Source organism: Pseudomonas vranovensis DSM 16006 (assembly GCF_000425805.1).
Classification (GTDB): Bacteria; Pseudomonadota; Gammaproteobacteria; order Pseudomonadales; family Pseudomonadaceae; genus Aquipseudomonas; species Aquipseudomonas vranovensis.
The window spans coordinates 416,057-440,508 of record NZ_AUED01000002.1 but is presented as its reverse complement, the minus strand read 5'-3'; the positions used below and the strand labels follow the sequence as shown (position 1 = coordinate 440,508).

Sequence of the window (24,452 nt, the reverse complement as noted above, 5' to 3'; positions counted from 1 at the left end):
CGCCCCGGGGTAGAACGGCATAAACGGCCAAAAGGGGACCGATATGGCCAAACTATGTGTCCGGATCGGCCCCCAGGCCGCTCAGGTACGGAAATGGCTGGGGGCCACACCGCTCCAGCGCAGGAAGGCATGGCGGAAACTGGCGGTTTCACTGAAGCCCAGCACTTCGGCAATGCGGTAGATGGGTAACTGGTCGTCGGCGAGTAGTTGCTTGGCCCGCTCAAAACGTAATTCGTCGAGCAATTGCTGGTAGCTGCTGCCCATTTCCTGCAGATGTCGGCGCAACGTGCGTGAAGAGCAGTTCATTTGACGTGCCAGGCCTTCCAGGCCGGGAGCGGCATCGAGTTGGTCAAGCAGCAACTGGCGGATTCGCCCCAGCCAGGCCTGGCGTCCGGTGAACTCCAGGTTCTGCCGGCGGCAACGTTCGCTCATGGCCCGGTGGGTGACCTGATCTGCCAGGGGCAGGGGTGTATTCAGCCAGCGCCGCTCGAAGGCGAAGGCGTTGTCGTCGGCTTCAAATTGCAGCGGGCAGTCGAAGGTATGGCTGTACAGCGGCTGGTAGTCGGGCGCGGCATGGGTGAAGCGTGCCGCCAGCAGTGGCAATGACTGCCCGAGCAGATCGTCGCAGATGACTTTCAGTGAGGTCAGGCAAAACTCGGCATTGAAGGCAGCCAGATGCGGGTCTTCCCCATATTCGCTGGCGCTGAACCAGATACGCCGGCCGTCGTCGACCAGGCGCAACTGGAAAAGTGTTCCCAGTAGCGCCGGGTACTGCATGGCCAGCTGCAAAGCGTCACCTAAGGTGGCACTGGAGAGCAGGGCGTAACCCAGCATGCCGTAGCAGGACACATGCATGCGCCGCCCCAGTTCCAGACCCACTTCACGGCGCCGGGCCACGGCGTTGGCGCACACCTGCAACTCCTGGCGGGTGGTGATGCGCGAATCGGCGCGCCCCAGGTCGGCCAGGCTGATACCACTGCCTTCGAGCAGCGCCTGGGCGTTTGTGTCATCGCCCTCAAAGGCCTGCAGAACCAGGGATACGGCATTGAGGGTGGTGAGGTGTGAGTGGAGCATGCTCGGCTTCCTGCGGGAGGTCTGCAGGTTACCGAGCAATATGTGTGCCTTGCCAGGGTTATTGCATCAAGGCAGTTCCAGCTCGACCAGCCGCCGCACCTCGTTCGCCGGCACGCCTGAGCCCAGCAGCCACTGCAACTTGCCAAAGGCCGCCTCGCGGGTCATGCCGCCACCGGACACCACGCCGACCTGGCGCAGCCGACTGCCCGCCTCATAGACATCCAGCTCGACACCCCCTTCGTGGCATTGGGTGATCGCCACCACCACCACTCCGTTGGCCTGTGCCTGGCCAAGGGCGGCGAGAAACGCCGGATTGTCGGCTGGCCCTGTACCGCTGCCGAAGCACTCCAGGATCAATCCTTGCGCACCGCTGTCGAGTGCCGCTTGCAGCAGTGGGGCGCCAAAGCCTGGCACCAGTGGCAGTACGGCCACCGTGACCGGCTGCCTGGGATGCCGATAGTCGAGTGCGGCAAGCAGCTGCGACGCCTTTGTTGCGCCGGCATTGCGCTTGAGGGTGACAAAGGGGTGGCGTCCGTAGCTGCGTACCTTGGCCGTGCGCAGGGGGTCGAGCAGTTCACCGTGAAAGTACAGCTGCACGCCGGGGGCCTGGCCGTGGCCCAGGGCGTGCAATGCGCCCGTCAGGTTGTCCCAGGCATCGCTGTCGGCAACACCGGCCGGCAACATCGACCCGGTAAACAGCACGGGAGCTCGCAAGCCCAGCAGTTGATACGTCATGGCGGCAGCGCTGTAGGCCAGCGTATCGGTGCCATGCAGAATCAACACCCCATCGCTGCCCTGATTATCGACGGCGTCGATGACCGCTTCGCGCAGGCGCTGCCAGTACTGTGGGGTCATGTTGGCGCTGTCGATCAGCGGCAGCAGTTCGCGAAATTGCCAGTCCGGGATATCGGCCACGCCGGCCAGGCGTTCGCGCATCCGCTGCTCGAAACCCGAGGCCGGGGCCAGGCCGTTGGCACTGGTCTGCATGCCAATGGTGCCGCCGGTGTACAGCACCATGATGTTGCGTGCGGGATGTGCGGTGGTCATGGGGCTGTCTCCTTGGGTGGCCAGGGGTTGGCCGACCACAGTACGCCATCAGTCGAAAAGCGGGTAGGCGCGGGCTGGCTGGGGGCAGATGTCCTGCTGGGGAGCAGGACCGCTGCGCGGTCGATCGCAGGCTGTCGCCAGCGGCTTCAAGGGCTGCGCCATCCAGGCATAAAAAAAGGGCCCGGGGAATGATCCCTGGGCCCTCAAAAGGTGAGAGGTGTCTAGTCCCTCGACCTGGTGAGCGGTGTTACAGCGTCGATCAGCCTTTGAGCGGGACCAGACGCGGAGCAATCATGTTTTCCGGACGCAGGATGTCGTTGAGCATCGCTTCGTCCAGCAGGCCTTCTTCACGCACCAGCTCCAGTACGCCGCGGCCGCTTTCCAGCGCGATACGGGCGATACGGGTGGCGTTTTCGTAGCCGATGTACGGGTTCAGAGCGGTGACCAGGCCGATCGAGTGTTCGACCAGTTCACGGCAGCGCTGTTCGTTGGCGGTGATGCCGACGATGCAGTGCTCGCGCAGCATGTCCATGGCGCGTTGCAGCAGGCGGATCGAGTCGAAGATCTTGTAGGCGATCAGCGGCTCCATCACGTTCAGTTGCAGCTGGCCGCCTTCGGCCGCGACAGTCAGGGCCAGGTCGTTGCCCATGATGGCGAAGGCAACCTGGTTGACGGCTTCCGGGATAACCGGGTTGACCTTGCCTGGCATGATCGAGCTGCCTGGCTGACGCGCTGGCAGGTTGATTTCGTTGATGCCGGTACGTGGGCCGCTGGACAGCAGGCGCAGGTCGTTGCAGATCTTCGACAGCTTGACCGCGGTACGCTTGAGCATGCCGGAGAACAGGACGAAGGCGCCCATGTCGGAGGTGGCTTCAATCAGGTCGGCTGCCGGTACCAGCGGTTGGCCGCTGATGGTGGCCAGGCGTTGAACGGCCAGCATCTGGTAGCCCGGGTCGGCGTTGATGCCGGTACCGATGGCGGTACCACCCAGGTTGATTTCAGTCAGCAGCTCAGGCGCCAGGGAACGCAGACGGTTGAGGTCTTCGGTCATGGTGGTGGCGAAGGCGCGAAATTCCTGGCCCAGGGTCATCGGCACGGCGTCCTGCAGCTGGGTACGGCCCATCTTCAGTACGTGGTCGAATTCCTGGCCCTTGGCGGCGAAGGCCTGGATCAGGCTGTCGAGGCTGGCCAGCAGGGCGTCGTGGCCCAGCAGCAGACCCAGACGGATCGCGGTCGGGTAGGCGTCGTTGGTCGACTGCGCCATGTTCACGTCATTGTTCGGGTGCAGGTACTGGTACTCGCCTTTCTGGTGGCCCATGGCCTCCAGCGCGATGTTGGCGATTACTTCGTTGGCGTTCATGTTGGTAGAAGTACCAGCACCGCCTTGAATCATGTCGACCACGAACTGCTCGTGGTAGTCGCCGCGGATCAGACGAGCGCAAGCCTCGCTGATGGCAGCGTGCTTGGCATCGCTCAGGTGACCCAGCTCACGGTTGGCGTCGGCAGCAGCCTGCTTGACCATGGCCAGGGCCACGACCAGTTTCGGATAGTGCGACAGCGGAACACCGGAGAGGTGGAAGTTGTTGGCAGCGCGCAGGGTCTGGATGCCGTAGTAGGCATCAGCTGGGACTTCAAGGGTGCCAAGCAGGTCTTTTTCGACGCGGAACGATGCAGCAGCGGACATGATAAATATCATCTCGAATTTGGCCCGGCACATGCCGGAATGGCGCCAATCCTAGGCCTGCGGCGATTTTGCGGCCAATGCTGTTGCGCGCTAACCTATGCGCAAACGGCATAATGGTTAGTGTGACGCCAACCGACATTCGAGCGTGTGCCATTTTGGTGCGCGCCTGGAGAGACAGATGAACCTCGAAAGCAAATGGCTGGAAGACTTCAGCGCCCTGGCGGCGACACGCAGTTTTTCCCAGGCCGCCGAACGCCGATTCGTAACCCAGCCGGCCTTCAGTCGCCGCATCCGCAGCCTTGAGGCTGCGCTGGGGCTGACGTTGGTCAACCGCTCGCGTACGCCGATTGAACTGACGGCCGCCGGACAATTGTTCCTGGTGACGGCGCGAACCGTGGTCGATCAACTGGGCGAGGTGTTGCGCCACTTGCATCACCTGGAAGGCGGGCAGGGCGAGGTCATTCAGGTAGCGGCGGCGCACTCCCTGGCGCTGGGGTTTTTCCCGCGCTGGATTGCCCAGTTGCGCAACGATGGCCTGAACATCGCCACCCGGTTGGTGGCCACTAACGTCGGCGATGCAGTGCATGCCCTGCGCGAAGGCGGGTGCGACCTGATGCTGGCGTTCTACGATCCGGATGCGGCCCTGCAGATGGACTCGGAAATTTTCCCCTCGCTGCACATGGGGCATACCGAAATGTTGCCAGTGTGCGCGGCCGATGCCGATGGCAAGCCGCTGTTCGACCTGGAAGGCGAGGGCAGCGTACCGCTGCTGGCCTACAGCGCGGGGGCTTTCCTCGGTCGTTCGGTCAACCTGCTGTTGCGTCAGCGCGCCCTGCGCTTTACCACGGTGTATGAGACGGCCATGGCCGACAGCCTCAAGAGCATGGCCCTGGAAGGCCTGGGGATAGCCTGGGTGCCGCGGCTTTCGGCGCGCGCCGAGCTTGAGCGCGGCGAGTTGGTGATCTGTGGTGGCCCGCAGTGGCACGTACCGCTGGAAATCCGCCTGTACCGTTGCGCGCTGGTGCGCAAGGCCAATGTGCGTTTGCTCTGGCGCAAGCTGGAGGGCGGGCCGTCGACGGCAGGTTGACCTGAAAGTCAGCCAAAGCCCCGAAAAATAAGGGCCGACAGTTGGTCGCCGGGGTGCCTTAAATGCACCGGGTTACGATATACTGCGCGGCCTTCGGTCGGTTTTTCCCGGCCCTAATTCGCATAACAAGCCACGCCGGTCGTCCCCGCGTGGCTTGTTGTTTTTTGACGCGCCTGCGGGCGCCCAAGAGAAGAGGCTCGACGATGAGTGCACTGGTTGGCGTGATCATGGGCTCCAAGTCCGATTGGTCCACCCTTAGCCACACCGCCGATATGCTGGAAAAACTCGGCATTCCCTACGAGGTCAAGGTGGTCTCCGCCCACCGTACCCCGGACCTGCTGTTCCAGTATGCCGAAGAGGCCGAAGGCCGTGGCATCGAGGTCATCATCGCCGGTGCCGGTGGCGCTGCCCACCTGCCAGGCATGTGCGCCGCCAAGACCCACCTGCCGGTACTCGGCGTGCCGGTCCAGTCGTCGATGCTCTCCGGTGTCGACTCTCTGCTGTCGATCGTGCAGATGCCGGCCGGTATTCCGGTTGCCACCCTGGCCATCGGCAAAGCCGGCGCAATCAACGCCGCACTGCTCTCGGCGAGCATCCTGGGCGCCAAGCACCCGCAGTTCCACAGCGTGTTGAAGCAGTTCCGCGCTGAGCAGACAGACAACGTTCTGGACAATCCAGATCCGCGCCAGGCTTGAGGTCAAACCCATGAAAATCGGTGTAATCGGTGGCGGCCAGCTGGGTCGCATGTTGGCCCTGGCAGGAACGCCGCTGGGTATGAACTTCGCCTTCCTGGACCCGGCGCCAGATGCCTGCGCCGCGCCATTGGGCGAGCACCTGCGTGCCGATTACGGCGATCAGGACCACCTGCGCCAACTGGCCGACGAAGTTGACCTGGTCACCTTCGAATTCGAAAGCGTGCCGGCTGAAACCGTCGCCTTCCTGTCCCAGTTCGTGCCGGTCTACCCGAGCGCCGAATCCTTGCGCATTGCGCGTGATCGCTGGTTCGAAAAGAGCATGTTCAAGGACCTGGGCATTCCGACCCCGGCGTTTGCAGACATCCAGTCGCAAGCCGACCTGGACGCCGCCGTGGCCAGCATCGGCCTGCCCGCCGTGCTCAAGACCCGCACCTTGGGTTATGACGGAAAAGGCCAGAAAGTGCTGCGATCTGCCGAGGATGTAGTCGGCACATTCGCCGAACTGGGCAGCGTGCCGTGCCTGCTTGAAGGCTTCGTACCGTTCACCGGCGAAGTGTCGCTGATCGCCGTGCGCGCCCGTGATGGCGAGACCCGTTTCTACCCGCTGGTGCACAACACTCACGAGAACGGCATCCTGCGCCTGTCGGTGGCCAGTGAAGACCACCTGCTCCAGGGCCTGGCCGAAGACTACGCGGGCCGCGTGCTCAAGCAGCTGGACTACGTGGGCGTGCTGGCATTCGAATTCTTTGAAGTCGACGGTGGCCTGAAGGCCAACGAAATCGCCCCGCGGGTGCACAATTCCGGCCACTGGACCATCGAAGGCGCCGAGTGCAGCCAGTTTGAAAACCACCTGCGTGCCGTTGCCGGCTTGCCGCTGGGCTCGACCGCCAAGGTCGGCGAAAGCGCCATGCTCAACTTCATCGGTGAAGTGCCAGCGGTAGACAAGGTCGTGTCCATCGACGAGTGCCATCTGCATCACTACGGCAAGGCCTTCAAGGTCGGCCGCAAGGTCGGTCACGCCACCCTGCGTTGCGACGACATGGCCACGCTGGAAGAGAAGATCAAGCAGGTCGAGGCCCTGATCCAGGGCTGAAGGGAACCTTCCTTCTTCACAGTCCCTCTGATGGCGGGATGCCAAAGCCCTGACTAGGCTTTGGCGTGCGCCATTTCACTCAGAGGGATTGCCATGGGTATCATCGGAACCATCTTCATCGGCCTGATCGTCGGTCTGCTGGCACGCTTCATCAAGCCTGGCGACGACAGCATGGGCTGGATCATGACCATTCTCCTCGGCATTGCCGGTTCGCTTGCCGCGACTTACGGCGGCCAGGCGCTGGGTATCTACCAGGCAGGCGAAGGCGCAGGCTTCCTGGGCGCGCTGGTGGGCGCGGTCGTGCTTCTGGTGATCTACGGCATGGTCAAAAAGAACTGACGGCAGGCTAGAATGCTCGGCACTTTTCGTTGCCGAGCATTTTTATGCGCCGTGTCTTACTGGTTTCACTGCTGCTGATCAGCAGCCTTGCCCATGCCGAGCTGCCGGAAACCGACTGGCTGGAGCTGATGCCCAAGTCGGACCAGAAAGCCCTGGAGCTGATGCCCGAGATCGACCACAGCTCTCCCGAAGCCATGGGCACCTTCACCGAGAAGGGTGGCATGAAGCAGAGCAAAGGCCTGCCGGCGGTGATGTATTCGACCAAGACTGTGCCAGCGATGAACGGCAAGCAGATTCGTCTGGGCGGGTATCCGGTGCCGCTGGAAAGCGACGCCAAGGGCAACAGCACCTTGTTCTTCCTGGTGCCTTATCCGGGCGCTTGCATTCACGTACCGCCACCGCCGCCCAACCAGTTGGTGCTGGTGCGATATCCCCGTGGCGTGAAGCTGGACGATATCTACACACCGCTGTGGGTAAGCGGCACGCTGAAAATCGAGAAAGTCAGCAATGATCTTGCCGATGCGGCCTACGCACTGGATGCGGGGAAGGTAAAGGCGGTGGAAGAGGGCGACCTCTAGTTTTCAGCGCCCCTGCGCTAGCGCTGAACGTTGGTGGGTGGTGGCAGTCGGATGTTCAAGTGATTGCCACCGAGCGCACCGCCAACATGAAAGGCAGTATTTTATTGCTGGCCTGGTTAGGCCTGATGCCGTCGCTGACCCTTGCCGAAGGGCCGGCCCCGCGAATTACCGAGTTGCAGCGCTGTGGGGACCTGCTGGCACAGGTGCCACAGCAATGGTGTCTTCAGGTTGAGGGGCTGGACAGTCAGCCTCCGGTCCTCTGGCTAGGCGGCCAACCGCTCCCCCACCATGCTTTCAAGCGCCAAGGGCGGACGCTGACCCTGCAGTTGGACCCCGGCCAGTATCGCAGTGCACCGCTGTGGCTGGAGGCTCAGGGCCTGCAAAGCAATGCGGTATGGCTTTCAACGGGCAGCAGTCATGTACTCGCTGCCGGGCCTGGTGAAGTGGCCAAGAACATGGACGGCCTTACCACGTATGTCGATCTTGTCAGCCTGTTGATCGAGGAGCGCCACGACGGGCTCGAACAAGCCAGGAGAATTGCCCGTAAATACGATGCTCAGGTGGTCGGCGCGATCGCGCCGCTCAATGTCTACCAGTTGCGCCTGCCGGTGGACGACCTCATTCAGCGTGATGCCATGGTATTGCGCATGGGAAGCGAAGCCAGTGTCGATGCGGTGATCATCGAAGAGTCAGCTCCGGAGCGGGGTAAAGAATCATCGGGTACGGGTGAAGCGTCATCCAGTTGGCAAGATGAATGGGCCGCCAATCGATATTTGGATGCGGTGTATTACTACCAGCGCCGGATTCCAGCCAAACGGCAACAGATCAAGGTGCAGCCTGTTCGGGTAGGTGTCATCGAGCGCAACCTGGATTTCGATGCGGTGGATTTCGCCGCGTATCGAGGTGACTGCCGGGCAAGTCCAGGGCGCCTTTGCCTGTTTGCCCGGGATGCACACAAGGCCGACAGCCACGGTTCCACTGTGGCCGGCATACTTGCAGCAGACTGGCAAGCGCAGGGTAATAGCGGCTTTCTTCAGGGGCTTGGCCCGGCGAGCCCGGGTTTTGAAGTGATTGTCGAACGAAACTCCGATGCTGGAATCACCGCCAACATTGCCGCCTCGGTCAACCTGGTAGAAGACGGTGTGCGTGTATTGAACTGGAGCTGGGGAGTTCACCGGGTCGGGGCACGCAACATCGAAGGGGATGAAGTCGATTCGCTGTTGCGGTCGGGGCTGGCCATGAGTGGCTATGAAGAACTCCTGGAAGAGTTTTTTCTCTGGTTGCGGGCCAAGCATCCTGACGTGATCGTTATCAACTCGGCGGGCAATGGCGCCTCGCGATCCGGAACCGACGAGTATCGCTTGCCTTCTTCGTTCGTGACCGAGCAATTGCTGGTGGTGGGTGGTCATCAGCGCAATCGATCAGCGCAGGTACTGCGCGCCCCGGATTACGTAGTCAAGCGCGGCAGCTCGAATATCGATATGCGCGTGGATATCAGTGCCGCAGCCTGTGTTCGCGCATCGCCCGCCATTGCCGGAGATGTCGGGACCGTACAGTGTGGCACCTCGTACGCTACACCCCTGGTAACGGCTACGGTGGCGGCGATGCTGTCGATCAATCCCGGCCTGACCCCGGAGCAATTACGCATGCTGTTGCGGCGAAGCGCGATGCCTTTGGGTCAGCAGCAGGATTTTGAAGCGACGGATGGTGAAGACCTCACTGCACCGATCCTGCCATCGGAGCGCGATGGCAAGATGAACGATGAGGATCTTGGGCGATCGGCGCGGCTGGATATGCAAAAGGCTTTGGAACCGGCGGTGCAAAGCCTTGTGCGGGTACGTTGACGCTCCTGCCCTAGAGCGTTTCGCTGTCGATGGCCAGGCTCAGGGAATGGCTTGCCCCGGGTTGGAGGGTAACCAGGTCATCCCACACATTGGCCGTCTCGATACACAACATGCGCTGCCAGCCATCGTCAGCCATGTCCGCCAGCTCTGCTGCGCGGTCGGTCCACGGGTTCCAGATAACCGCTGAACGTGATCCGCTGCTGGTCAGGCGAATACGTCGGTTCCAATCCGGGTCGACGATGCTGAGCTGTTCCGGCGCCTGCAGGTAAATGCGGTCGGTCTCGCTCGCAAAGCCCAACGCGCCTTGTTGTGTGCGTTGCTGCCAGTTTTCCAGGGTCTCGATATAGCCCAGGCCTTCTACGCCTTCCACCTGAACCTTGCGCACATCGCTGACGGCGAAGTAGCTGTGCAGTGCCTGGCTGATGGTGACGGGGATGTTGTCGAGGTTGTAGCTGGTGAGGGTGACGGTCAACTGCTCCCCCATGACGATGCTCAGCGTGAGCTCGACCGTGTGTGGCCAGCCGGGGAGATCCCCCAGGGTGTCGGGCAGAGTGAAGTCGACCCGCACCGCATTGCCGATATCAGTGATGCCTTGCAATTGCCAGTCGCGACCGCGCACCAATCCATGGGCGGGCGCTTCGCTGCCGTGGTACATGGCCTGTACGGCCTGCGGATTGCGGCTCAGATTGCCGAACCAGGGCCAGCACACCGGAACCCCGGCGCGCACGGATTTGCCCTGCTTGAAAATGGCCTGTTCGCTCAACCACAACAAAGGGGGTTCGCCGAGCCGCTGGTAGCTCAACACCTGGGCGCCCTGCTGGGCGACCAGCAGTTCGGCGCTGTCAGTGGTGATGCGCCAGCAATTGAGCTCGCCGTGTTGTTCGGATTCGACCTTGGGTGTGGACATGCGCTTGATCTCTTGGGTTTGCCGTACGGTCTTGGACCGCTTGCATACCCTCGAGTTTACCGCGCAGCCGACTCAGCGACGAGGAGGAACCGAACGGGTGCGCCCACTGCCGTCGATGGCTACGAAGACAAACACAGCCTCGGTGACTTTGCGCCATTCGCTGGACAGCGGGTCGTCGCTCCACACTTCGACCATCATCTGGATCGAGCTGCGGCCGATTTCCAGGGTCTGGGTATAGAAGGACAACTGTGCGCCAACGGCCACGGGTACCAGAAAGGCCATGCGGTCGATTGCGACCGTAGCCACCCGGCCCCCGGCGACGCGACTGGCCATTGCGGTGCCGGCCAGGTCCATCTGGGCAACCAGCCAGCCGCCGAATATATCGCCGAAACCATTGGTTTCACGCGGTAATGCTGTGATCTGCAAGGCCAGGTCGCCTTGCGGGATGGGATCTTCTTGTTCGAGTTCAATCATGCCGGGGGTGCCTCTGACCCGTGACGCTTCGTTGGTTGGCGCTAATGCAGACGCCTCGAAAAACGATTCAGCACAACCATACTACGCTGCTTTCGCTTTGCCAGGCGGCGAAGGGAAACTCTGCGAAACCGACTAAGCATACCTAGCGGCGTTTTCGCACAACATCCTCCAGTAGACGCAACCTTTTGATACAAGCGGCCAGTATATAGAGCAGAAAGCGCAGCGACGACCATGCATTTATGAATACTTGTATTGAATTTGTGCGCACTGTGCTTTTTCTTGCAATTTGCTATCGTTCGGGGCCCACCAGGCCCCAAACCCGCGCGGCAAGCGGCCTGCAGTACCAATCAGCGATACCAATAAGAGATACCTATGACCTCCGTGCCCGGCAGTATCGCGCAGCCTTCGAGGCCGCTCACCCGCAGTGACTACAAGACCCTGTCGCTTTCCGCCCTGGGCGGAGCGCTGGAGTTCTACGACTTCATCATTTTCGTGTTCTTCGCCACGGTCGTCGGGAAGCTGTTCTTCCCTGCGGATATGCCCGAATGGCTGCGCCTGATGCAAACGTTTGGGATTTTCGCCGCCGGCTACTTGGCGCGTCCACTGGGCGGCATCGTCATGGCGCACTTTGGCGACTTGCTGGGGCGCAAGAAGATGTTCACCTTGAGCATCTTCATGATGGCCGTGCCGACGCTGATCATGGGCTTGCTGCCGACCTACGCGCAGATCGGCATGTGGGCGCCGATCCTGCTGTTGCTGATGAGGGTGATCCAGGGCGCGGCCATCGGTGGTGAAGTGCCGGGCGCCTGGGTATTCGTGTCCGAGCACGTACCCTCGCGCAATATCGGGTACGCCTGCGGCACCCTGACGGCAGGGCTGACGTCCGGAATTCTGCTCGGCTCGCTGGTCGCCACTGCGATCAACAGCATCTATACACCAGAAGAGCTGGCCGACTATGCCTGGCGGATCCCGTTCCTGCTGGGTGGCGTGTTCGGGCTGTTCGCGGTGTATCTGCGTCGCTGGTTGCATGAAACCCCGGTGTTCGCCGAACTGCAGGCACGCAAGGCCTTGGCCGAGGAAGTGCCATTGCGGGCGGTGCTGCGCGACCACCGTGGCGCCATTGTCTTGTCGATGCTGCTGACCTGGCTGCTGTCGGCCGGGATCATCGTGGTCATTCTGATGACTCCGACGGTGCTGCAGACGGTTTATGGCATTGCACCCACCGTGGCCCTGCAAGCCAACAGCCTGGCCATCGTGCTGTTGAGCCTGGGTTGCATCGTGGCCGGGATGCTGGCCGATCGCTTCGGCGCAGGGCGCGTGTTCGTGGTCGGGAGCCTGGCACTGTTGGCCAGCTCCTGGGGCTTCTATCACAGCCTGGTCGACCACCCCGAATGGCTGTTCCCGCTCTATGCCCTCACCGGCCTGTTTGTCGGCATCGTCGGCGCGGTGCCTTATGTAATGGTTCATGCTTTCCCCGCCGTCGTGCGTTTCAGCGGGTTGTCCTTTTCCTACAACCTGGCCTACGCCATTTTCGGCGGCCTGACCCCAATGGTGGTCACCTACCTGCTCAAGTTCAGCCCGATGGGACCAGCCTATTACGTGGCCGGTATCTGCACCATTGGTCTGCTGGTCGGCCTCTATCTGTTGGCCAAGAAACGCTGAATCCCTTCCCGTTCCCACCTCGCAACATCTTGAAAAGGCCATCACCGACATTCGGTGATGGCCTTTCATCTAATTGTCACATTCGGTTCATAGAGTGTTCATACGGCCTGCAGATACTTGGGCCCGATCCATCTCACCCCCAATTCCTGCTAGGAGTAAGGCATGAAACTGAAGCGTTTGATGGCGGCCCTGACTTTCGTCGCCGCTGGCGTTGCCACCGCCAATGCGGTTGCCGCTGTTGACCCTGCTATTCCGACCTACACCAAGACCACCGGTGTGTCGGGCAACCTCTCCAGCGTCGGTTCCGATACCCTGGCGAACCTCATGACTCTGTGGGCTGAGGCCTACAAGAAGGAATACCCGAACGTAAACATCCAGATTCAGGCTGCCGGCTCCTCCACCGCGCCACCCGCGTTGACCGAAGGCACCGCCAACCTCGGCCCGATGAGCCGCAAGATGAAGGACGTCGAGCTGCAGGCGTTCGAGCAGAAGTACGGCTACAAGCCAACCGCCATTCCGGTTGCCGTCGACGCCCTGGCCGTTTTCGTACACAAAGACAACCCGATCAAGGGCCTGACCATGGCTCAGGTCGATGCGATTTTCTCCTCCACTCGCCTGTGTGGTGCCAAGGCCGGCGTCAAGACCTGGGCTGACCTGGGCGTGACGGGCGACCTGGCCAACAAGCCGGTCCAGCTGTTCGGTCGCAACTCGGTATCCGGCACCTACGGTTACTTCAAAGAAGAAGCCCTGTGCAAAGGCGACTTCAAGCCCAACGTCAACGAGCAACCTGGTTCGGCTTCGGTCGTACAGTCGATCAGCAGCTCGCTGAACGGCATCGGCTACTCGGGCATCGGCTACAAGACCGCCAGCGTCAAGACTGTGCCATTGGCCAAGAAAGAGGGTGGCGCCTTCGTTGAAGACAACGAAGCCAACGCCCTGAACGGCACCTACCCGCTGTCGCGCTTCCTCTATGTCTACGTCAACAAGGCGCCGAACAAGCCTCTGGCCCCGCTGGAAGCCGAGTTCGTCAAGCTGGTCCTGTCCCAGGCTGGCCAGCAAGTTGTCGTGAAGGACGGCTACATCCCACTGCCGGCCAAAGTCGCTGAAAAAGCCCTGGCCGACCTGGGCCTGAGCCACGCCAATAAAGGCGTCGCGAAGAACTGAGTGTGAGACAGGTGGGGCCTGGAAATGACCAGTCTCCACCGCAAATTGCGAGTCCGCTGCCAGGACCACTGAGCGGCGGGCTTTTTTGCGTCACTTCATTGTCATGTTTTTGTAATACGGGACCGCTAGGGTGTGCGCATGAATGATCTGGCCAACTCCACCATGACCCAAAATTCTCCCCCCGTGCGGATTGATTTCAATACGCCCGAACTGCAACGCAAGCGTCGCCTGCGTGCGCTCAAGGATCGCCTGACCCGCTGGTATGTACTGGTGGGCGGGCTTGCCGTGCTGGCGGCGATCACCTTGATTTTCTTCTACCTGGCCTACGTGGTCGTGCCGCTGTTCCAGGGCGCTACCCTGACCAGCAAGAAGGCGCTGGAACCGACCTGGCTGAGCCAGGACGCCGGCAAGCCGCTGATGATTGCCCTGGAAGAGCAGAACCTCGTGGGCATGCGTGTGTCCGACAAGGGCCAGGCATTGTTCTTCGACACCAAGACCGGTGCCGAACTCAAGCGCGTCGACCTGCCAGTGCCGGCCGGCACCCAGGTGACCTCGATCGGTAATGACCAGCCGGGCAATCCACTGGTGGTATTGGGGCTGTCCAACGGCCAGGCGCTGGCGTTTAGCCACAGCTACAAGATCACCTACCCGGACAACAAGAAGACCATCAGCCCTGGCATTGATTACCCCTATGGCCAGGAGCCCTTCGTGCTCGATGAGCAGGGCCGTGCCCTGGAGCATGTCAGCCTCAACGTGAATGGCGACACCTTGGTGGTAGCCGGCTCTACCGGCGCACACCTGCAGGTGGTCTCGCTGACCCGCGAGGAGAACATGATGACCGGTGAGGTCACCAGCGAGCAGAGCCGTATCGATCTGCCGCAGATGACCGAGTCGGTGAAGTCGATCTTCATCGATCCGCGCCAGCAGTGGTTGTACGTCATCAATGGCCGGGCCCAGGCGGATGTCTTCAGCCTGCGCGAAAAAAGCCTCAACGGTCGCTACAAATTGCTCGACAACGGCGATGCCGAAGTTACCGCAAGTGCCCAGCTGGTCGGTGGTATCTCGCTGATCATCGGTGATTCCAAAGGTGGCCTGGCCCAATGGTTCATGGCCCGTGACCCGGACGGCGAGCAGCGCTTCAAGCGCATCCGCGACTTCCAGATGGGCAAGGCGCCCATCGTGCAGATCGATGCCGAAGAGCGTCGCAAAGGCTTCATTGCCCTGGATGCTGCCGGCGAGCTCGGCGTGTTCCACAGCACCGCCCACCGTACCTTGCTGGTCGAGCCGGTTGCGGAAGGTGCAGGCGTGCTGGCGCTGTCGCCACGTGCCAACCGCATCATCATCGAAGAGGGCGGCAAGCTGCTGCCACTGACCCTGAAGAACCCGCACCCGGAAGTGTCCTGGAGCGCGCTGTGGAGCAAGGTCTGGTACGAGAACTACGACGAGCCTAAATACGTCTGGCAGTCGACCGCCTCGAACACCGACTTCGAGCCCAAGCTCAGCCTTTCGCCGCTGACCTTCGGCACCCTGAAGGCCGCGTTCTACGCGATGATCCTTGCCGCGCCGCTGGCCATTGCCGCGGCCATCTACACCGCCTACTTCATGGCCCCGGGCATGCGCCGCAAGGTCAAGCCGGTGATCGAGCTGATGGAAGCGATGCCAACGGTCATCCTCGGCTTCTTCGCCGGTCTGTTCCTGGCACCGTACCTGGAAGGGCACTTGCCGGGTGTGTTCAGCCTGTTCCTGCTGATGCCGATCGGCATCCTGGTCGCCGGCTTCACCTGGAGCCGCCTGCCCGAGTCGCTGCGCCTGCGGGTGCCCGATGGCTGGGAAGCGGCCATCCTGATTCCGGTGATCCTGTTCACCGGCTGGTTCGCCCTGTACATGAGCCCGTTCCTTGAAACCTGGTTCTTCGGCGGTGACATGCGCCTGTGGATCACCAATGACCTGGGCATCACCTACGACCAGCGCAACGCCCTGGTAGTCGGTATCGCGATGGGCTTCGCAGTCATCCCGAACATCTACTCGATTGCCGAAGACGCCGTGTTCAGCGTACCGCGCAGCCTGACCCTGGGCTCCCTGGCACTGGGCGCGACCCCATGGCAGACGCTGACCCGCGTGGTCATCCTGACCGCCAGCCCGGGTATCTTCTCGGCGCTGATGATCGGTATGGGCCGTGCGGTGGGCGAAACCATGATCGTGCTGATGGCCACCGGTAACACCCCGGTCATGGAGCTGAACCTGTTTGAAGGTATGCGCACCCTGGCAGCCAACGTTGCCGTGGAGATGCCGGAGTCGGAAGTCGGTGGCAGTCATTACCGCGTGCTGTTCCTCGCCGCGTTGGTGCTGCTGATGTTCACCTTCGTGATGAACACCTTGGCCGAGCTGATTCGCCAGCGTCTGCGCAAGAAATACTCGTCGCTTTGATAGAAAGGTAGAGATCCGTGAAAAAGGATTCCCTCAAAAGCTGGTTCAAGAGCGGCGCCCCTGGCGTCTGGATCAGCGGTGGCGCGGTCGCCATCGCGGTGATCATGACCATTGGTCTGCTCTCTGTGATCGCTGTGCGTGGCCTGAGCCACTTCTGGCCGGCCGATTTGGTTCAGGCCAACTACACCGTGCCAGGGCAAGCCAGCCACGTAGTGGTCGGCGAGGTGGTACAGAAGGAAGAAGTACCGCGTGTGCGTCTCAAGGGGGCCGGCTTGCCGGTGCCTGATGAAGGCCCGGAGTTCATGACCCGTGAGCTGATCAAGGTCGGTAACCGTGACTTGAACGGCAGCGACTTCACCTGGGTGGTCGGCGAATGGCTGACCGAGCAGCAGACGCCGGTCGACCTGATCGCTCTGGAGCGTCGCGAGTGGGGCAACTTCTACGGCCGCCTGGTCAGCGTCAAGGAAGATGGCAAGGTCGTCGCCGAAGGCAATGCCGCCTGGGCCGAGCTGCAGGCGCGCCTCAAGCGTGCCGACAAGCTCGCCGGTGAGCTGCAGAAGCTCGAGAAGAAAGACATCGGTGCCATCAACTATGGCCTCGAGCGCCTGCGCCTGCAGACCCGCAAGCTGGAACTCAATGGCAAGCTGGATGCGGCCGCCCAGGCCGACATCGAAGCTGAGCGCGCCGAGCTGAACAACCGCTACAAGGCCATCGAAGAACGCCTGGGCAGCCTGCATCAGGACTTCGGGCGTGACAGCCTGGTGGCCAAGGACGGCAATGGCCGTGAAGTGGAGATCAACCTGAGCAAGGTGGTCCACGCCTACCAGCCGAACGCCATGGGTACTTTCACCAAGCTGGGCGTGTACTTCGCCAAGGTCTGGGAGTTCCTGAGCGACGATCCGCGTGAGGCGAACACTGAAGGTGGTATCTTCCCGGCCATCTTCGGTACGGTGATGATGACCCTGATCATGGCCGTGATCGTCACCCCGTTCGGCGTACTGGCGGCGGTGTACCTGCGTGAATATGCACGCCAGGGCCCGGTGACCCGCCTGATCCGTATCGCGGTGAACAACCTCGCCGGTGTTCCGGCGATCGTCTACGGCGTATTCGGCCTGGGCTTCTTCGTCTATGTACTGGGTGGCTCGCTCGACCGCTTGTTCTTCCCCGAGGCATTGCCCGCGCCAACCCTGGGTACTCCCGGCCTGCTCTGGGCTTCGTTGACCCTGGCACTGCTGGCGGTACCGGTAGTGATCGTGGCTACCGAAGAGGGCCTGGCACGTATTCCACGCACTGTCCGGGAAGGCTCGCTGGCACTGGGCGCAACCAAGGCCGAGACCTTGTGGAAGATCGTGCTGCCGATGGCCAGTCCGGCCATGATGACCGGCATGATCCTCGCCGTGGCCCGCGCCGCCGGTGAAGTGGCGCCGCTGATGCTGGTGGGTGTGGTGAAACTGGCGCCGTCGCTGCCGGTTGACGGCAACTACCCGTACCTGCACCTGGACCAGAAGATCATGCACCTGGGCTTCCACATCTACGACGTCGGCTTCCAGAGCCCCAACGTAGAGGCTGCGCGGCCGCTGGTGTACGCCACCGCATTGCTGCTGGTACTGGTGATCGCCACCTTGAACCTGTCGGCGGTATGGATGCGTAACCACCTGCGCGAGAAGTACAAGGCGCTGGACAGCTGACTGAACGTTATTCGCCACAAGCGGCAAGCTGGACGCCGCTTTTGCACACACTTGCAGCGTGCGGCTTGAAGCCTGCAGCTACAAACGGAGTGAAATCATGCAACATGAATCCCACGCCCACGGTATCGACATGTCGGCCCTGGGCCGCGACAAGCAGAGCCTGCGTCTGGCTGAAGAAACCGTTGCCATCGAAGTGCCTGGCCTGAGCCTGTACTACGGCGACAAGCAAGCCCTGTTCGACGTCAGCATGAACATCCCCAAGCAGCGCGTGACTGCCTTCATCGGCCCGTCCGGCTGCGGCAAGTCGACCTTGCTGCGTACCTTCAACCGTATGAACGACCTGGTTGACGGTTGCCGTGTAGACGGCGCGATCAACCTGTACGGCAACAACATCTACCGCAAGGGCGAAGATGTGGCCGAGCTGCGTCGCCGCGTTGGCATGGTGTTCCAGAAGCCCAACCCGTTCCCCAAGACAATCTACGAGAACGTGGTGTATGGCTTGCGTATCCAGGGCATCAACAAGAAGCGCGTGCTCGACGAAGCCGTTGAGTGGGCGCTCAAGGGCGCGGCACTGTGGGATGAGGTCAAGGACCGCCTGCACGAGTCGGCACTGGGCCTGTCCGGTGGTCAGCAGCAGCGTCTGGTGATTGCCCGTACCATCGCCGTGGAGCCGGAAGTCCTGCTGCTCGACGAGCCGTGCTCGGCACTGGACCCGATCTCGACCCTGAAGGTCGAAGAGTTGATCTACGAGCTCAAGTCCAAGTACACCATCGTCATCGTTACCCACAACATGCAGCAAGCGGCCCGGGTTTCGGACTACACCGCGTTCATGTACATGGGCAAACTGGTCGAGTTTGGTGATACCGACACCCTGTTCACCAACCCGGCGAAGAAGCAGACCGAAGACTACATTACCGGTCGCTACGGCTAGGGCCGAGCGACAGCTTCACGCTGCACGCTACACGCGGCAAGAAGACGGCGGTGCCTGGCATAACACGTATGACTTGAAGCTTGCGGCTTGAAGCCAGCGGCTTTTTCGCGGAGCGAAAGATGATTGATAAAGACAGCCTTACCCACCACATCTCCCAGCAGTTCAACGCCGAGCTCGAGGAGGTTCGCAGCCACCTTCTGGCGATGGGCGGCCTGGTCGAGAAACAGGTCAATGACGCGGTCACCGCACTGATCGATGCCGACTCGGGCCTGGCCCAGCAGGTGCGTGAAGTCGACGACCAGATCAACCAGATGGAGCGCAACATCGACGAAGAATGCGTGCGCATTCTGGCCCGTCGTCAACCGGCCGCCTCCGACCTGCGTCTGATCATCAGCATCTCCAAGTCGGTGATCGACCTTGAGCGCATCGGTGACGAGTCGACCAAGATCGCTCGCCGTGCCATCCAGCTGTGCGAAGAAGGTGAGTCGCCGCGTGGCTACGTCGAAGTGCGTCATATCGGCGATCAGGTGCGCAACATGGTCCGCGATGCCCTGGATGCATTCGCCCGTTTCGACGCCGACCTGGCGCTGTCGGTGGCCCAGTACGACAAGACCATCGACCGCGAATACAAGACCGCCCTGCGTGAGCTGGTCACCTACATGATGGAAGACCCGCGTTCGATCTCTCGGGTGCTGAGCGTCATCTGGGCCTTGCGTTCGCTGGAACGTATCGGCGACCACGCGCGCAATATTTCGGAGTTGGTGATCTACCTGGTACGCGGTACCGACGTGCGTCACCTGGGCCTCAAACGCATGAAAGAAGAGGTCGAGGGCGGCAGTGAAAAGGCTAATGTTCCGGCCGAAGCTGACGATAAGTAAGACTGCCCCGTACAAGAACGCCCGGCCCTGGCCGGGCGTTTTCGTTTGTGGGGTGAGTACTTCAAAGGCAGCCGCGAACGGAATCACGCGTCCCGGTGCACGCCAATGTTTGGCAAATGGCCATTAGTCAGCGTTATGCTGGTCGGGATGCGATAGGAGTGGCGATGAGTAAAGTCAGTGTGTTGGTGGTCGATGATGCGCCGTTCATTCGCGACCTGGTGAAAAAGTGCCTGCGCAACCATTTTCCGGGCGTGGTCATCGAAGATGCCATCAATGGCCGCAAGGCGCAGACCCTGCTGTCGCGCCAGGCTTTTGACCTGGTGCTGTGCGACTGGGAAATGCCGGAAATGTCGGGCCTTGAACTGCTGACCTGGTGCCGCGAGCAAGACGCGATGAAGGCCATGCCATTCATCATGGTGACCAGCCGTGGCGACAAGGAAAATGTGGTGCAGGCAATCCAGGCCGGTGTTTCAGACTTTGTCGGCAAGCCCTTCACCAACGAACAACTGCTGAGCAAAGTGAAAAAGGCCCTGACCAAGGTGGGCAAGCTGGACGCCCTGATGGCCAGCGCGCCGACCCGGGCCGGTTCGGCCTTTGCCAATGACTCGCTCAATGCCTTGACGGGAGGGCGCGCCGAAGCGGTCAAACCCACGCCAGCAGCGGCACCTGCGGCAGCTGCCAAGCCCTTGATCGATGCGCCCAGGCCCGTTGCGCCCGCTGGCCGTGGCCAGGGCCAGTTGCGCCTGCCAGGCGGCGTACAGCCGTGCGTGATCAAGGCCCTGAGCCTCAAGGAAGCGCTATTGGTGGTGCGTCGAGGCGAGACCCTGCCACAAGTACTTGAAGGCGCCGTGCTCGACCTCGAGCAGGGCGAGAACGCTGAAGTGGCCCGGCTCAACGGCTACCTGCACGCCGTCGCGGCGCTGGAGCCCAAGCCTGACAGCGATTGGCTGCAACTGACCTTCAAATTCGTCGACCAGGATGCCCAGAAGCTCGACTACCTCTCGCGGCTGATTGCCCGGGGTACGGCGCAGAAGCACTTCGTGCCGGGTGCCTGATCACGGCCAAGCCCGCTCCGTGGGAGTGGGCTTGGCCCGCGATCAGCATTACCATTCGTCCCCTGGTACAACGCCGAAACACCCCCGCCAGGCCCACGCGAAAATCTGCTGCTAGGCTTCGACAGATCACCAACTGTCAAAAAGCCACTACCGATGCCCGTACGCACTTTGCTGTTCTGCGCCTTGCTCGCGGCTTGCGGCCCGGCGTTGGCCATGACCCTCTACAAACACACCGATCCGTTCGGCGTGGTCTCCTATTCCGACAGCCCCATGCCCGGCGGCAGACCGTTTGTTTTTCGTGATCGGATGGTTGAGCAGCTGGAGCGTCAGGTTCATCTGCAGGCCAGCCAGTTTGTGGGTGGTGTGCGTTTCACTGCGCGCAATGACACCTATGCCCCGGTCGAGGTAGAACTGCGCCTGGAGCGCTTGAGCAACGTCCAGGGCGGTGCATCACGGATTGTCCGGCGGGTGCTGCCGCCCCGCACCACAGTGCCGCTGACGGTGCTCAGTGCGCGCCTGCCGGGCAAGCCGGTGGGCTATCAGGAGAAGTTCAAGTATGCCCTGGGCAACCCCGCCCAGCGCCAGCAGGCATTCCGTTACCCGTTGCCGTGGCGCGGTGGGCCGTTCCGGCTGACGCAAGGCGCCAATGGACGCTATAGCCATTTTGGACCAAAGGGGCGTTACGCCATGGACATCGCCATGCCCGAAGGCACGCCGATCATTGCCGCAAGGGCCGGGGTGGTGATCAAGACCGAGAACAACCAGAGCGGACGCGGGACGAACCCGGCGGGGAATTTTGTGCGGATCCTTCATGACGACGGCACCATGGGCGTGTACCTGCACCTGATGCGCGGTTCGGTGGTGGTGAGTGAGGGGCAACGGGTGGCGTACGGTACGGCGTTGGCCAAGTCCGGCAATACTGGCAACAGCACCGGCCCGCACCTGCATTTTGTGGTGCAGCGCAACGTCGGGCTGGCCCTGGAGTCGATCCCCTACCAGTTCAACCAGCCGGTCGGTGGGTTGCCGAACTTCACCGCCGGCAACCCTTAAGGCGGCTCAGTCGAGCTTGAGCACCTTGGCCAGGACGATTTTCGGGCCCTTCATCTTCTTGATGATGATGCGCAGGCCTTCGACTTCCAGTACCTCTTCTTCTTCCGGAACCCGCTTGAGGGTCTCGTAGACCAGGCCTGCGAGGGTTTCCGCCTCGATGTGGTCCAGATCCACCCCCAGCAGGCGCTCGACCTTGAACAGCGGCGTATCGCCACGCACCAGCAATTTGCCCGGCTGGTAGGCGAGGATGCCGCGCTCGGCCTTGCGGTGTTCGTCCTGAATGTCGCCCACCAGCACTTCCAGCACGTCTTCCATGGTCAGGTAGCCGATCACCTTGCCGTCGGCTTCTTCGACCAGGGCGAAGTGCGCGCCGCCCTTGCGGAACTGCTCCAGCAAGTGCGACAGCGGCATATGGCGCGACACGCGCTCCAGAGGGCGGGTCAGTTCGGCCAGGTTGAACGACTCGGGGATGTGGTCCAGGTCCGCCAGCTCCAGCAGCAGGTCCTTGATGTGCAGCAGGCCGAGGAACTCACCGCGCTCGGCATCCAGTACCGGGTAGCGACTGAACTTGTGCCGACGGAACATCGCGAGGATCTCCTTCAGCGGCGCATTGGCGTCCAGGCAGACCATGTCCTCGCGGGAGTTGGCCCAATCGACCACTTCCAGTTCGCCCATTTCCACTGCCGAGGCCAGCACGCGCATGCCCTGGTCGCTAGGGTCCTGGCCGCGGCTGGAGTGCAGGATGAGTTTCAGTTCGTCGCGGCTGTAGTGGTGCTCGTGGTGTGGACCGGGTTCGCCCTGGCCGGCGATTCGCAAGATGGCGTTGGCGCTGGCGTTGAGCAGGTAGATGGCCGGGTACATCAGCCAGTAGAACAGGTACAGCGGCACCGCCGTCCACAGCGACAGCAACTCGGGTTTGCGGATGGCCCAGGATTTGGGTGCCAGTTCGCCGACCACGATGTGCAGGTAGGAAATCACGAAGAAGGCGCTGAAGAACGACACGGCCTTGATGACTTCCGGTGACTGGACGCCCACGGCGGCCAGCAGCGGCTCGAGCAGATGTGCGAAGGCCGGCTCACCGACCCAGCCCAGGCCCAGGGAGGCGAGGGTGATACCCAACTGGCAGGCCGACAGGTAGGCGTCCAGCTGGTTGTGTACGGTGCGCAGGATTTGCCCGCGCCAGCCATGCTGCACGGCAATCGACTCGACTTTGGTCGAGCGCAATTTGACCATGGCGAACTCGGCGGCAACGAAAAAGCCGTTGAGCAGAACCAGCAGCAGAGCAAAAAGAATCATGCCGAAATCGGCGAACAGAGAGGCGAGGCTAATACCAGGGGAAGGGTCCATGATGGGGTTTTACGGGGTCCGTCATCTGAAAAAAGAGAGAAGTAGAGTGCCAGCATGCGCTGGCACCGGTCCGCCAATGTAGCGGCTGAGGGCGCGATTGCCTAGGGGCGCGGCTTCAGGAGGCCATGCGCGAGGCGATCTGGATGGGCGCGAAATGGCAGGTGAAGGTGCTGCCATGGCCTGGCACGCTGCTGATCTCCAGGCGCGCCCGGTGGCGGAGCAACACATGCTTGACGATCGCCAGTCCCAGCCCGGTGCCGCCGGTGTTGGAGGCACGGCTGGAGTCTACCCGGTAGAAACGCTCGGTCAGGCGAGACAGGTGTTTGGCGTCGATACCGATACCGGAGTCCTGCACGCTCAGGTGCGCGCCCTGTTCGTCGGCCCACCAGCGAATGCGGATCTGGCCTCCATCCTGGGTGTACTTGACCGCATTGAACACCAGGTTGGAGAAGGCGCTTCGCAACTCGGCCTCGCTGCCTTTGAGGCGAATGCCGGGGGTCGCTTCCAGGGTGATGCGCTGGTTGCGCTGGCCGGAAAGGGCCTGGGCATCACCCTTGATCGACTGCAGCAGTGCATCGACGGCCACAGGCTGGTTGTCGGAGGGGTAATCGGTGGCTTCCAGTTTGGCCAGCAGCAACAGGTCGTTGAGCAGGGTCTGCATGCGGCCGCCTTGCTGCTGCATTTGCTGCAACGCCCGGACCCAGCGCGGGTTCACCTCTTCGACGTTGTCGAGCAGGGTTTCCAGGTAGCCGGCGATCACCGTCAATGGCGTGCGCAGTTCATGGGAGACGTTGGCGACGAAGTCCTTGCGCATCTGCTCGAGCTGATGAATGCGGGTGACGTCGCGAACCAGCATCAGGTGCTCGTTGTTGCCGTAGCGGGTGATGTGCAGTTGTACGCGCAGGCGGTCGTTGATCGGCGAAGGGATTTCCAGCGGCTCGAGGTAATTCTCCTGCTCGAAGTACTCCTTGAAGCGTGGATGGCGTACTAGGTTGGTGACCGGCTGGCCGCTGTCCTGGGGCGTCTTGAGGCCGAGGAGGGTTTCGGCGGCGCGGTTCCACCATTCCAGGTTGCCGTCGCTGTCGAGCATGATCACCGCGTCCTTGAGGGCGGCGGTGGACTCCTGGACCCGGTCGATCACCGCCTGCAGGCGGCCACGCACGCGTTGATCGCGGCGTTGCAGGTGATAGATGCTGTCGAACACCTCGCCCCACAGGCCATAACCGTCGGGAGGCGCTTCATCGGGTTTGTGCTGGCGCAGCCACTCGTGCAGGCGCAGCAGTTGCTTGAGAGTCCAGCCCAGGTAAATTGCCAGGCCCACCGCCAGGCTCCAGCCGTAATAGCCGCTGATCAGGCCCACCAGCAGGCAGGCAGTGATCAACAGCAGCATGTGGCGAATCAGGGTGCCATGCCAATTCTGGTTCAATT

Annotated in this window: 21 protein-coding genes; 14 read left to right on the top strand and 7 right to left on the bottom strand. The window is 61.9% G+C overall.

Annotated elements, in window-relative coordinates; translation table 11 throughout:
* Nucleotides 1-81 precede the first annotated feature (81 nt).
* The 3 genes from H621_RS0106025 to aspA all read right to left on the bottom strand — a co-directional run bounded on the left by H621_RS0106025 (nucleotide 82) and on the right by aspA (nucleotide 3,805).
* Nucleotides 82-1,074 carry an AraC family transcriptional regulator gene (locus H621_RS0106025; protein WP_028942503.1) on the bottom strand — a complete coding sequence of 331 codons (993 nt, stop codon included), beginning with the start codon at nucleotides 1,072-1,074 and terminating at the stop codon, nucleotides 82-84.
* Nucleotides 1,075-1,140: 66 nt separating this feature from the next.
* Entirely contained in the window at nucleotides 1,141-2,121 is a 981-nt protein-coding gene (locus H621_RS0106020) for an asparaginase (RefSeq protein ID WP_028942502.1), read from the bottom strand.
* 259 nt (nucleotides 2,122-2,380) lie between these two features.
* Entirely contained in the window at nucleotides 2,381-3,805 is a 1,425-nt protein-coding gene (gene aspA / locus H621_RS0106015) for an aspartate ammonia-lyase (protein WP_028942501.1), read from the bottom strand.
* A gap of 178 nt (nucleotides 3,806-3,983) precedes the next feature.
* Here aspA and H621_RS0106010 point away from each other — a divergent pair, with 178 nt between their 5' ends.
* The 6 genes from H621_RS0106010 (at nucleotide 3,984) to H621_RS0105985 (ending at nucleotide 9,441) form a co-directional block, all read left to right on the top strand.
* On the top strand, nucleotides 3,984-4,892 hold the full coding sequence (locus H621_RS0106010; RefSeq protein ID WP_028942500.1) for a LysR substrate-binding domain-containing protein: 909 nt from the start codon (nucleotides 3,984-3,986) through the stop codon (nucleotides 4,890-4,892).
* A gap of 203 nt (nucleotides 4,893-5,095) precedes the next feature.
* Complete coding sequence (purE, locus tag H621_RS0106005) at nucleotides 5,096-5,587, top strand: 5-(carboxyamino)imidazole ribonucleotide mutase (protein WP_028942499.1); 492 nt, start codon at nucleotides 5,096-5,098, stop codon at nucleotides 5,585-5,587.
* A gap of 10 nt (nucleotides 5,588-5,597) precedes the next feature.
* The gene (locus H621_RS0106000; RefSeq protein WP_028942498.1) at nucleotides 5,598-6,680 is read left to right on the top strand and encodes a 5-(carboxyamino)imidazole ribonucleotide synthase; all 1,083 of its coding nucleotides are present in this window, start codon (nucleotides 5,598-5,600) and stop codon (nucleotides 6,678-6,680) included.
* Nucleotides 6,681-6,773: 93 nt separating this feature from the next.
* Nucleotides 6,774-7,019 carry a GlsB/YeaQ/YmgE family stress response membrane protein gene (locus H621_RS0105995; protein WP_028942497.1) on the top strand — a complete coding sequence of 82 codons (246 nt, stop codon included), beginning with the start codon at nucleotides 6,774-6,776 and terminating at the stop codon, nucleotides 7,017-7,019.
* 44 nt (nucleotides 7,020-7,063) lie between these two features.
* A complete protein-coding gene (locus tag H621_RS0105990; RefSeq protein WP_028942496.1) occupies nucleotides 7,064-7,597 on the top strand; it encodes a DUF3299 domain-containing protein in 534 nt (177 codons plus the stop codon).
* 86 nt (nucleotides 7,598-7,683) lie between these two features.
* Nucleotides 7,684-9,441, top strand: coding sequence for a S8/S53 family peptidase (locus H621_RS0105985; RefSeq protein WP_028942495.1), 1,758 nt, complete (start codon nucleotides 7,684-7,686; stop codon nucleotides 9,439-9,441).
* Between the two features lie 10 nt (nucleotides 9,442-9,451).
* Here H621_RS0105985 and H621_RS0105980 read toward each other — a convergent pair whose 3' ends face one another.
* Together H621_RS0105980 and H621_RS0105975 are read right to left on the bottom strand one after the other, a co-directional pair.
* The gene (locus H621_RS0105980) at nucleotides 9,452-10,348 is read right to left on the bottom strand and encodes a D-hexose-6-phosphate mutarotase (protein ID WP_028942494.1); all 897 of its coding nucleotides are present in this window, start codon (nucleotides 10,346-10,348) and stop codon (nucleotides 9,452-9,454) included.
* Between the two features lie 72 nt (nucleotides 10,349-10,420).
* A complete protein-coding gene (locus H621_RS0105975; protein ID WP_009402429.1) occupies nucleotides 10,421-10,822 on the bottom strand; it encodes an acyl-CoA thioesterase in 402 nt (133 codons plus the stop codon).
* A 372-nt stretch (nucleotides 10,823-11,194) separates the two neighbouring features.
* Here H621_RS0105975 and H621_RS0105970 point away from each other — a divergent pair, with 372 nt between their 5' ends.
* The 8 genes from H621_RS0105970 (at nucleotide 11,195) to H621_RS0105935 (ending at nucleotide 21,677) form a co-directional block, all read left to right on the top strand.
* Nucleotides 11,195-12,484 (top strand): MFS transporter, encoded by a 1,290-nt coding sequence (locus H621_RS0105970; RefSeq protein ID WP_028942493.1) that lies wholly within the window; start codon nucleotides 11,195-11,197, stop codon nucleotides 12,482-12,484.
* 162 nt (nucleotides 12,485-12,646) lie between these two features.
* Nucleotides 12,647-13,648 carry a phosphate ABC transporter substrate-binding protein PstS gene (locus H621_RS0105965; RefSeq protein ID WP_028942492.1) on the top strand — a complete coding sequence of 334 codons (1,002 nt, stop codon included), beginning with the start codon at nucleotides 12,647-12,649 and terminating at the stop codon, nucleotides 13,646-13,648.
* Between the two features lie 138 nt (nucleotides 13,649-13,786).
* Complete coding sequence (locus tag H621_RS0105960) at nucleotides 13,787-16,075, top strand: ABC transporter permease subunit (protein ID WP_028942491.1); 2,289 nt, start codon at nucleotides 13,787-13,789, stop codon at nucleotides 16,073-16,075.
* A 17-nt stretch (nucleotides 16,076-16,092) separates the two neighbouring features.
* Entirely contained in the window at nucleotides 16,093-17,763 is a 1,671-nt protein-coding gene (pstA, locus tag H621_RS0105955) for a phosphate ABC transporter permease PstA (protein WP_028942490.1), read from the top strand.
* 97 nt (nucleotides 17,764-17,860) lie between these two features.
* Complete coding sequence (pstB, locus tag H621_RS0105950; protein WP_028942489.1) at nucleotides 17,861-18,694, top strand: phosphate ABC transporter ATP-binding protein PstB; 834 nt, start codon at nucleotides 17,861-17,863, stop codon at nucleotides 18,692-18,694.
* A gap of 119 nt (nucleotides 18,695-18,813) precedes the next feature.
* The gene (gene phoU, locus H621_RS0105945) at nucleotides 18,814-19,572 is read left to right on the top strand and encodes a phosphate signaling complex protein PhoU (RefSeq protein WP_028942488.1); all 759 of its coding nucleotides are present in this window, start codon (nucleotides 18,814-18,816) and stop codon (nucleotides 19,570-19,572) included.
* Nucleotides 19,573-19,736: 164 nt separating this feature from the next.
* Nucleotides 19,737-20,627 (top strand): response regulator, encoded by an 891-nt coding sequence (locus tag H621_RS0105940; protein WP_028942487.1) that lies wholly within the window; start codon nucleotides 19,737-19,739, stop codon nucleotides 20,625-20,627.
* A 153-nt stretch (nucleotides 20,628-20,780) separates the two neighbouring features.
* Nucleotides 20,781-21,677 carry a peptidoglycan DD-metalloendopeptidase family protein gene (locus H621_RS0105935; RefSeq protein ID WP_028942486.1) on the top strand — a complete coding sequence of 299 codons (897 nt, stop codon included), beginning with the start codon at nucleotides 20,781-20,783 and terminating at the stop codon, nucleotides 21,675-21,677.
* A gap of 6 nt (nucleotides 21,678-21,683) precedes the next feature.
* Here H621_RS0105935 and H621_RS0105930 read toward each other — a convergent pair whose 3' ends face one another.
* Nucleotides 21,684-23,024: a hemolysin family protein gene (locus tag H621_RS0105930; RefSeq protein WP_028942485.1), complete on the bottom strand. Its 1,341-nt coding sequence runs from the start codon at nucleotides 23,022-23,024 to the stop codon at nucleotides 21,684-21,686.
* 115 nt (nucleotides 23,025-23,139) lie between these two features.
* A complete protein-coding gene (gene phoR, locus H621_RS0105925; RefSeq protein WP_245219033.1) occupies nucleotides 23,140-24,414 on the bottom strand; it encodes a phosphate regulon sensor histidine kinase PhoR in 1,275 nt (424 codons plus the stop codon).
* Between the last annotated feature and the right edge of the window lie 38 nt (nucleotides 24,415-24,452).